Source organism: Rhizobium sp. 18055 (assembly GCF_902706285.1).
Lineage (GTDB): Bacteria > Pseudomonadota > Alphaproteobacteria > Rhizobiales > Rhizobiaceae > Rhizobium.
Genome location: NZ_CACSKD010000233.1, coordinates 1 through 459 on the forward strand (window position 1 = coordinate 1; position 459 = coordinate 459).

Annotated in this window: 1 protein-coding gene; it reads left to right on the forward strand. The window is 55.1% G+C overall.

The annotated features are described in order from the left end of the window. Positions 1-197: 197 nt before the first annotated feature. Positions 198-459, forward strand: a 262-nt coding sequence (locus tag GVL52_RS28890; protein WP_160012728.1) for a response regulator transcription factor, incomplete at its 3' end; no start/stop codon positions are given.

Genomic DNA, 459 nt, shown 5'->3' on the forward strand with positions numbered 1-459 from the left:
GTTACCGGTAGTCACGTTGCTAACCCGCTGCTGCTATACAGACTGCTGCGGCATGCGAGGATGGGAAGTAATGTGAGGTTGACAAGATACTTCGCGTCGCAGGCGTTATATGTCTGATCGTTGGCGCCGCGCGATCACCGTGGGTGAGGAGGTTCACTTGGGCTCAGCAGCGCCCAACGTGAGTGTAAGGAGGAGTGATGTCAGTTCGACTCGTGGTTACTGACGATCATCCGATCATGAGGCAGGCTCTTGCCGGCTATTTCTCTCGTGTTGAGGAGATGGAGGTTGTCGGCCAGGCCACTAATGGTCGTGAAGCCGTTGAGCTTGTTGATCAGCTATTGCCCGACGTTGTCCTTATGGACCTCAAGATGCCTGAAATGGACGGTCTCACAGCTACCCGAATGATCGTCTCGCGCCATCCTTCGGTCCGTGTTGTTGCCCTGACGACTTTTGCTCGTC